At 63.6% G+C, this 9,143-nt stretch carries 5 protein-coding genes; all 5 read right to left on the reverse strand.

All coding sequences use genetic code 11. The features are described 5' to 3' along the window. On the reverse strand, positions 1-1,962 hold a 1,962-nt coding region (locus N825_RS35185), incomplete at its 3' end, for an alpha-amylase family glycosyl hydrolase (protein ID WP_051514222.1). Between the two features lie 45 nt (positions 1,963-2,007). Then, a complete protein-coding gene (locus tag N825_RS35190; protein WP_037462114.1) occupies positions 2,008-3,024 on the reverse strand; it encodes a DUF2278 family protein in 1,017 nt (338 codons plus the stop codon). 53 nt (positions 3,025-3,077) lie between these two features. Beyond that, positions 3,078-5,693, reverse strand: coding sequence for an alpha/beta fold hydrolase (locus N825_RS35195; protein ID WP_037462117.1), 2,616 nt, complete (start codon positions 5,691-5,693; stop codon positions 3,078-3,080). Positions 5,694-6,536: 843 nt separating this feature from the next. Further along, positions 6,537-8,324 (reverse strand): S8 family peptidase, encoded by a 1,788-nt coding sequence (locus N825_RS35205; RefSeq protein ID WP_198039074.1) that lies wholly within the window; start codon positions 8,322-8,324, stop codon positions 6,537-6,539. Between the two features lie 128 nt (positions 8,325-8,452). After that, positions 8,453-8,926: a hypothetical protein gene (locus tag N825_RS35210; RefSeq protein WP_157619778.1), complete on the reverse strand. Its 474-nt coding sequence runs from the start codon at positions 8,924-8,926 to the stop codon at positions 8,453-8,455. Positions 8,927-9,143: the final 217 nt, after the last annotated feature.

Below are 9,143 nucleotides of genomic sequence, written 5' to 3' on the forward strand. Positions count from 1 at the left end.
GACATATACCGACTGGGGATTGAACGGATCGGGCGTTCCGAAGTCGGAGAAGTTAGCCACGACGACGACCAGTTCGCCGCTGCCGATCGCCCCACGCTGCCATACGACGATACGCTTGCCGTCGTCGAAATCGACATGGATGAAATACGTGTCGTTGACGGCCAGGGCGTCGGAGCGAGTGCGGAACCTTACCAGCCGGCCGACATAGTCGAAGACGCGCCGACGCCAGGGCTCTTCCCGCCGGTCGAAATTGACGGGATCGACTTGCTTGTGGGGGTGCAGGACCAGCAGGTCATGCTGATCGGCGAACTCCTCGCCCGCGAAGATCATGGGGATGCCGACCGAGGTCATCAGGCAGGCGAAGGCCAGCTTGATTCGGCGCTCGGCATCGGGAACGCCGTTGTTGACCAGAAGGTTGAACAGGCGCTCGTTGCGGAAGCCCTCGACATCGTGCGAGGTGACATAATTCACCGCCTGCGCTCCGTCGCTGAACCCCAGCAGCCGGCAGTCGATCATCTTGCGGATCGTCCACTCGAAGCTCGGTTCGCTGTTGTCGTTCCGGCCCATGATCGCGTAGCGGACCATCCGCTTGAAGTTCTCGTTCCACAGGGCATCGCAGCGTCCCTGCCGGACGAGGTCCACCGGTACGGCCAGTTCCTCGGCGATGGTGAGGAAACGGGCGTCTGCCTGACCGGCGGGCTGTCGGTTTTCCGCCCAGCGTGCGTTCCAGAGCCGGCGCCCGTGATCGTTGAACTCCTGGATGAAGTCCCAGGTCCCATAGTTGACGACGCTGTCGAGGCGAACGCCGTCGATCCGGAAATCCATCATCCAGCGCACCAGGTGGGCCTGCATGAGCTGGCGGGCGGCCACCAGGGACTTTACCGCTCCCGAGACGGGGTCGTACGCGTCGTCGATCACGGTGCGGTATCGGAACAGAGTGCCGCCGAAAGCGTCGCGCGTCTGTCCATCGTGGACTTCATCGGGGTCGCCGACGCCCGCGCGCACATGGAAGTCCGGAAAATTAACGTTTTCGTAAGAATAGCGGTTCGCGAACGCCATCACGATGTCGGTGAAGAACCGTATCCCTTTCCGATGGCAGAGCTTGACCAGATCCGAGAGATCGGTCGAGGCCGTGGGCGAATGATGCCGCTTCGGGAAACCCAGGTCGTGATCCGCGGCAAAGTAATTGCTGGTGGCGTAACCCCACTCGCGGTCCACGAAGCTGTCGGCGGGCGGCAGCAATTCAAGGGCGTTGACGCCCAGTTCCGACAGGTGCGCCGCTTGTCCGGGAAGTTCCGCCAGGGACCGGGCGTTCGCCGGTTGCCGGTTGCGGTCGACCAGCGCCATAACGTCGCGGAAGGTCCCGACCGCGAGCTGGGCTCCGGCTTCCGATTCTTCGAACATGGCCCAGGTGGTCGGCAGTTCGTAGATCACCAGGCGATTGTTCGGGGGCAGATCCGCCATGGGCCTGTCGCCGTCCCAGTCCGCGACCTCGCCTCCCGGATCGCAGGGGACCAGCCGGCCGTCCTCGAACTTGACGACGCCAGCGGGGTCCCGGTCGTTCTCCCCGTAAGGTGCCGGAAGCCGGGGCGCCAGGAGCCGCCAGTCCACCGTCCAGGCCGTAGGGTCGGTGCAGAGGATCGGGGTCCCCGGCTGCCGCTCGGGATGGGTGTCGGACACCTCGAACCAGTAATGGTAAACCTGCCCCTCGTCCAAACCGCAGTCGGCCGCGGGCAAAACCCAAAGCTCCTCCACGTCGGCATCCGGACGCAGGGGCAGCCGGTGTGTCAGGGTGAACCCTGAAGGGTTGTCGTCGCGAAACTGGCCGATGACCAGCACCGGTGCCGGCCGGGTGCTGCCCGGTCGCCAAAGGACGAAGCCCGTCGTCTTCCGGTGCAGCAGATCCGAGTGCGCCGGTGTTGCCGTTCCGGTCCTGTGGAGTTCAATCGCCTGATCCTGCATCTCGCTACCTTCCGATTCTCTCTGGCTTTCCGCTGACGGCCCGGTTCAGAAGGTCAGGCTCCAGCCTTCCCGCCTCGCCTCCTCCCGGGTGTAGGAAACCCCGTGAACCTTGTAGCCGTCCGAGTCGAGCAGGGAGAGGATCCCACCCTCGTTCGACAGGGGAGCCGTATCGGCCGGCAGCACGAGGCGTAGCGTTTCACCGGGGGCGAGCCGGACCTGCGGAAGGATGAAAGCCGCGTTCCGGAGGTTGAGAATGCGCCACCCCTCCAGGTCAACGGGTTCTGGCGTCGTGTTGAGGAGCGTCACGGTTTCACCGCCGGGGTCATGACCTATCGGGTTCACGAGCGCCGCGACGATGCGGATACGGCCCTCCGTGCCTTCGGGCGCCCGGATCGTATGGCCGGTGGTGTCGTCGGTGTTCCAGGACTGGGACTGGAAGGCGAGGAAGAGTGCTGCCCAGCGGCCGCCGCCGTTCCCATCGGGGCCGTTCCCATCGGGGTAGTGGATCATCAGGCCGCCGTCCTGCCACACGCCGTCGTCGTTGACCCAAGGTTCCACATTCCCTTGGTTCATGTGGATATCGTGGATGCCGTTGCCGGGCAGGAACCCGAAGTAGCGGTCCCGCTTGTTCTGTTCCGGGCCCCAGCGCTCGCCGAAGGCGTAGACCATGGCGTCCTCATGGCCCATGGCGAGTTGGATATGCCGCGCGAGAAATTCGTTAAGGTCGTTGTCCGGTCCCTCGCGGTCGGGCGGCACCGCATGCATGTCGGGGCGTTCGAACAGGTTGAGCCGAACATAGTCCAGCGCCGCGCCGCCCGGACGGCGGTCGAACCGGTGGAAACCCGGAGCCAGCGCCTGAAGCTCCGCGGTGACCGGATGCCGGAAATCGAGAATCTCATGGAACAGCAGTTCCGATGGAGAACTCTGCGACTTGACGTTCACAGCGATGCGGAAGAGGGAAGTATCGTCGGATATCAGGATCTGATAGTGCGGGCTTGGTCCCGTGCCGGGCTGGACGTCGATCGGCCGGCCTTTGAGAACACCGTAACTCTTGAGTGGCATCTGAAACTCCCGGGTCCTGCTGGTCCGCCTGCCCGCACCAGACGTGCTTGCGGTCAGGAATACTCGACGACGAGACGTGCGCCGGCTCCGCCCTTGAGGAAGACGCAGCCAAACGGCGACCTTCCGCGCGGCTCGGTCCTCAGCCGGATCTGGGTGATACCGCTCGGGTCGATGGCGTCGCGCCCCTGCTCGGAGAAGTCCGACGACGCGTTTGCACCCGGCGCAAGGTGCCCGATCCGGGCGACGGTCTCCGCTGTCGCCTTCGCTCCCCAATCGTGCCCCTGGAGGCCGCGCGAGGAGCCGAAATGCCCACGCTTGACGTCCACCGCGATCATCGTTCCGCCGGTCCGGAAATCCCCGGCGACGGAGTGGGGTTCGATCTCCAGGTAAGCCCTGGTGACGGTGATATTGTCGGGAAGCGCCGATGTGTCGAAGTGAAGGATGGCCCGGCTGTCCTTGTCCGACCGGGTCCCGATCGCGAGATTGCGAAAGGTCCCGATCACAGCATCCGTGCTGTCGGCGTTCGCCCTGACATGTCCGTCCTTGTCGGGGTCGCTGGCGATGACCGCCTTGTGCGTCTCCGGCACGATCGAAAACGCCGCGGTCTTCACCGGCTCGGTATGTCCTTGCAGATCCTTCGACCGGAACCTGAGGGTCGCGGTCCCGTTGATCGCGATCGGCCCCGAATAGTCCGTCCCGGTGTTCTCGTCCGGCTCGGTGCCGTCCAGCGTGTACTTCGTCCAGGCGCATGTCTCCGAGGGGCTGAGCGTCACGGTGACGCCACGCCCGTAGACTCCGCCGAGCGACGGGGCGATGCCGGTCTCTGGGTAGTTCTGATCGTCGACCGACCAGGCGAACGTCTCGAAGATCCCGTTGCCCCGGCGGTCCTCGGCGTAGCAGAGGATCGCATGGTGGCCGTTGCCCCTGATCATGAACGCCTTGGCGGTCTCGAACGAGTGGCGCTGGGGATTGTTCCTGTCGGAAGGGTCGCTCCCGTCCTCGGTGTAATGAACGGTCACGGTCCCGCCGCCCGGCCCGGACGCGGAGATGGTGACGTCGAAGGCTTCGGCGTGGTCGCCGCTCGGTTTGTCGGCGCGGATGGTGGTCCCGCCCGCGGCCAGCACCGCCGCAGGGACGCCGGCTGGCAGGGGCACCGACCGGATCGTCCGCGGCGCTTCGGGATCGGTCGTCCACCGGTCGCCGAACCGGTAAAGCGTGACCACGGCGTTGAAGCCCAGTTCGAGACCCAGCGCCACGTACTGGTTGGTGCTGAGACGGCCGGCGAGGAAATGTTCGGTCAGGGTCGCCGTCTGCCGATCCGTCCAGGGCACGATCTTCTCGTAGGCCCGGCTGACAACCGGCGATGCGACGCCGTCGGAATCGATGGCGATGAACGACACGGTCGTCGTCCGGTCAATCGTCAGGGCCGCCTCGGCGACCCAGGTCTCGAGATCCCTGCTGTGATAGGCGACCCCCCGGGTGGTCTTGGCGCTCACCTGCAGGCTGTCGCGGAACCTCGGCTCGGCGGGCCGGATCTCGACCTCGGGAAGCGTGATGTCCACGCCATAGGCGCGCTGAACCCGCTTGGCGCGGGCGGCCCGGAAGATCACCTCCCACTGGCCGTCGGAGCCCAGCGCCAGGGCGTCGCCGCTGGCCAGCGTCCCGGTCCTGACATCGGCGACCAGCCGTTCGATATAGCCTGCGTTGAACCGCCTGGTGATTCGCTCGGCGGTGTAGTCGACGGGTACGGGATCGGGGGTCGTGGTCACCGTGATTTCCAAACCGGACCCGTAGCTGCCGTCGTCCTTGTCGACATGGATGGTCACCTGCCCGTCGGGCGGGGTCTTGTTCAGGTGGCCCCTGAAGGCATCGAAGACGGTCCGGCTCTTGATGATCTTCTCATGCCCTTCGACGCCGCCGCCGAGATCGAACCCTTTGTTGAGGTCGGCGCCTTCGCGACGGCCCGTATTACGTTGCTGCGCGTCGACGAAGTCGTTCTTCGCGATGATCGCGACGTAACGGACTCCGCTGTCGTCCAACGACGTGGACCGTTTCCAGGACGGGTCGTCCGCCTCCTGCGCCGAGGGATCGTTTGAGCCTCCCGGCGTATCGTCGATGACGTCCCTGAGCTTGTGGGAGTCGATTTCGAAACGCGAACCGGACCTGAACTCGCCGATCCCGGCGATCCCGAGCCCGTAGGTGGCGCCGGCGAGGGAGACGAACGTGCTCACGGCGTCCAACCTGTTGTCCCCGTCGCTCCACTGTCCGTTCGGCTGAAGGCCGCGCAGGTAACCGTTGACCATGCCGCAGCCTAGCGAATGGGCGATGAAATCGACCTTGCTGACACCCAGATAATCCCTGACGCGATCGACGAAGATCCTGAATTGGGTGATGTGGTTGCGATGGGGGTCGTTGAGGTCCAGATCGGTGTTGTTTTCACCCAGGTGGTCCATCGCCCAGATCTCGCAATCATCATATTGCGCGTGGTTCTTCAGGAAATCCCTCATGATTTCCATGCCCCACTTGGGATGCGCGGAATGCCCCGCATTGCCGTGGACCAGGATGACGGGCGTTCTGGTGATCGCCTCCCGATGCTCGGTCCGATTCTTCGTGCGGTCGCCACCGAAGCCCGTCAGGTTGGGTTCGAAGTCAAGCGGGAAGAGGTTCATGAGCAGGAACTCCTGTCGTGCTTACGGAACCGATCGACCATGGGACCGACAATGCCCGGGATCGAGGAACTGCTGAAAGGACACCGGGAGCGATCTCGAGACGCTTCCGAAGGCTTCGTCGATTTGGCGGCGTGCTGAGCTGCCGGAGCAGCGCGGGTCGGGAATGAAGCCGACATGACGAAGTCGACCAAGCTTCTTTGCGGCGGCCACCGCTATCCTCCGGAACCGGTAGATATCGGCTCCCGCCCAACACCTTGACGATGCCATCCCGGGCTCTGCTCTGCGAGCTCCGCCCGGGATCGCGTCGTCTCTTCAGAAGCCAGTTCCTACCACTCCTTGATATGCTGCCGGAGCCCCGAAGCGGGTGCATGGTTCCGGCGCAATCGTCCGACCACGGCTTCTTCCGTGCGGCACCGATGCTGGCCGCTTTCAGGCAAGAACTCCGCTTCCCCTGATATTCGGACTTCCTGAGCCGGCTCTCCCTCAGGCAATTGAACTTCTGGAAAGCGACCCTTCGATTACCTCGACCAGCCAACTTGGAGCGCCACCGCCATCGTCGGCGCCACCCATTGGCGCGCCGGCATGCCGAGCGGGACCGCGTTGGGCTCCTTCAGGATCGCCAACTATGCCGATCGCCCTCAGCAGTTCAGGGTCCGGTCCGCCGCCGTCGATCGCCTCCTGGGCCCTGGCGGGGAGAGCCTGCGGGGTCGGCAGCCCCGCAGGCTCTCCGGCTTGAGTCCCAACGGCGCCGATACTGTCTGATAGGTCCGATCCGTCCAACGTCAGCCTGGGCTGGACAGATCCCGGTATGTCGATTGTGATGCGCATCGCAGATCTCCCCGCTCACCAGCCAAGCACGGCGTATCGGGCCTCGACGTTGACCGGCTCATTCGTCAGGTTGGTGATGGAAATCCAGTAGGTGACATACCGGTCGGATGCGCGCTCGACTTCTACCTGCCAGCGGATCTGCGCCCCGCCTGGTCTGGGCGATACCGGCACTATCGTCCAGACAACATGCCAATGCGCCGGCCAATTGTACGTGAACCAACGTTGCGTGGTATTGGCGGCAAGCGTTCCCGTGAACTGGACGCCGATCCAGTTGTTCTGTTGCAGCGCCATCGAAATCACCTGGCGCAGGTTGGGCCGGTTCCCGATGCGCTGGGTGCGCGGCCGGGTTGGCGCGTCTGTTTGCGGCGAACCGGTGGCGCGCAGGATTTCGCGTGTCCGGGCAGGGCTGAGAGGTATGCGACCGCGGGCTCGCAATACTCCTTGGGTGCACCCTATTGCACCGACCACGATGGGTGAGGCGCTGGACGTGCCGCTGAAAGTGTCGGTGTACCAGAGTTCCTCGCTGGACCCGCCCTGGAGGTTACCGTACCCCGCAGTCGTCACCTCTCGGCCCCAGCCCTGGGCGTCCACCGCTGCCCCGAAGTTCGAGAAGTCGAGACGGGAGCGGTCGGGACCGTGGTCGCGCCCGTGGGTTCCCGGAGGTGGCGCGCCAGCACCCACCAGTACCGCCCCGGAATCCCGCTGCGCACGATTGAATGGGTTCCGCCAGTCCGCCGGGAAGCCCGCGCCCGGCGTGTTGTAGATTGGATCGTCCAGGTTCACCGCGCCGTTGCCGGCGGCCTCAACCACGATGATTCCGCGGTTTACGGCATAACGGATCGCCGCATAGTCGTCGGGCCACCATTCGATGGCGATGAAGCCCTGCTGGCCCACTCCTGTCGACTGAGGGCCAGGACGGTGCAGTTCGATCAGGATGATATCGCCGGGGGAGAGCAGATCGGCCGCCGCTCGGATGGCGCCGGCGGAGCCCGGCCCGAAGATCGAGGCGCCTCTGATATGAGCATCGGGGCAGATACCGGTGATGCCCAACGTGTTCACGTCGCCGCTGATGACGCCTGCTACCGCCGTGCCGTGATTGCGCCAGCCTAAATCGTTGGTCGCGGTGCCGATGATCCCACCCTGGCCGACGCGCAGGTCCTCGTGGGTGAAAAGCCAAGCTCCCTCGATATCGATCACACGCACGCCGGCACCACGCCCACCCGGCAAGGTCCAGGCATAACGGGCGTCGATGCCGCCGGGCGCCGCGTCAAGGTAAAGTTGGCTTGCTGTGAAATCCGGGCTGGCCGGTGGGGCTTCCGCCGGCGCGGCGGTCATGTCATTGATGCTCTCCGCCAGCGGCGGCTCCGGCTGCATCAAGGCGGCCTCGGCGGCCAGATATGTGGGTGGCTTCACATATGCTGCCGCGACAACCGGCATACCGCGGAGCTTGTCCGCCAAATTCGTCAATGCCTCGCTTGGTGCCTCGCCTGGTACCTCGACGTGATAGAACAGGGACAGGTCGGGCACATCCCCCGTCAAGCCATTCCCGGCCGGCAGCGCGGCTTGACTCAAACGAATCCGCTCCTCGTTCTCTCCGAAAAGCGGACGCATGGTCGCCTCAGCCTCGGAAAGTGCAGCCACCATGTCGCCGAGGTCGGCCGACGCCATGGACACAAGGCCGGTGGTGCGGGCGCGCAAACCCGCTCCGGGCTTTGCGACCACGATCAGTTCAGGTGCGAAAGGCGTGATATTCGGCAAGCCGCCGGTATTCGAACCGCTTGACCCGTCATGTTTCCTGGCCATGTAGTTCCTCCTGAACTCTCTTGACTCATTCGTTGTCTTGATCTCGAACAGCCTTCAGATCGGCGCAAATCGACCGCATCCAGATCATCCGGAGAGTAAAAATCAGATGATCGCCTGTTGCGGTGCGGTCAGGGCGGTGCCGCAAACGGTTTGGTGTAGGCTGCCTCAACGGCATTCAGGTGCCGGAGTGCAGACAGAAATTCGTCCACTTGTGAGGACGAAACGCCATGGATCGTAAAGTAGGATCCCAACTTGGGATCAGTGACGCCGGGATGCTGTGGTCTCATTTCCGCGCCGAAACGATCCAGAACTGCCTGGATTTCCGCAGGGTCAGCCAACTCCCGGTCTGCGGGTTTGCCCTGGAATGCGCGCGCCACACTGGTGCGCAGGAGCACCACGATTTCCATCGTTGGAATTTCCAGCATTTCTATTTGCGATAGCTTCACCAAAAAACTCGAGTCACTTTTCTCCTTCTCCAGGCCGAGTGAATTTTGACTTTCAATAAGAACAAACCCCATCAAGACTGTGAACGCAGATATACGGATTTCCGGATTACTCTGGAATTGCGCCGTGCCGAACTCAATGAATGATTTCAAACGCAAATGTTTTACCAGCCCTCACACCCCTTTGTCGCAGCATTGTCTGTCGTGAACGCAATCTATATTTGCGCAATGTGCCTATTCCGTCAACAGGACCATTTATGTGAAAAGGTACACTATACTTAAGGAGACTGGAGTTTCTGGTCCGACCGTATGGGGTCTCTATGGTTGGGAGCGTCGAGCGATTGGGGGTCAGGCAGCCATGGTCAGCTCTGAGGCG

The organism is Skermanella stibiiresistens SB22 (assembly GCF_000576635.1).
Classification (GTDB): Bacteria; Pseudomonadota; Alphaproteobacteria; order Azospirillales; family Azospirillaceae; genus Skermanella; species Skermanella stibiiresistens.

Coding starts and splice junctions, on each gene's coding strand:
- N825_RS35190 (WP_037462114.1), bottom strand. CDS start 3,024: ATGCCACTCAAGAGTTACGGTGTTCTCAAAGGCCGGCCGATCGACGTC.
- N825_RS35205 (WP_198039074.1), bottom strand. CDS start 8,324: ATGGCCAGGAAACATGACGGGTCAAGCGGTTCGAATACCGGCGGCTTG.
- N825_RS35195 (WP_037462117.1), bottom strand. CDS start 5,693: ATGAACCTCTTCCCGCTTGACTTCGAACCCAACCTGACGGGCTTCGGT.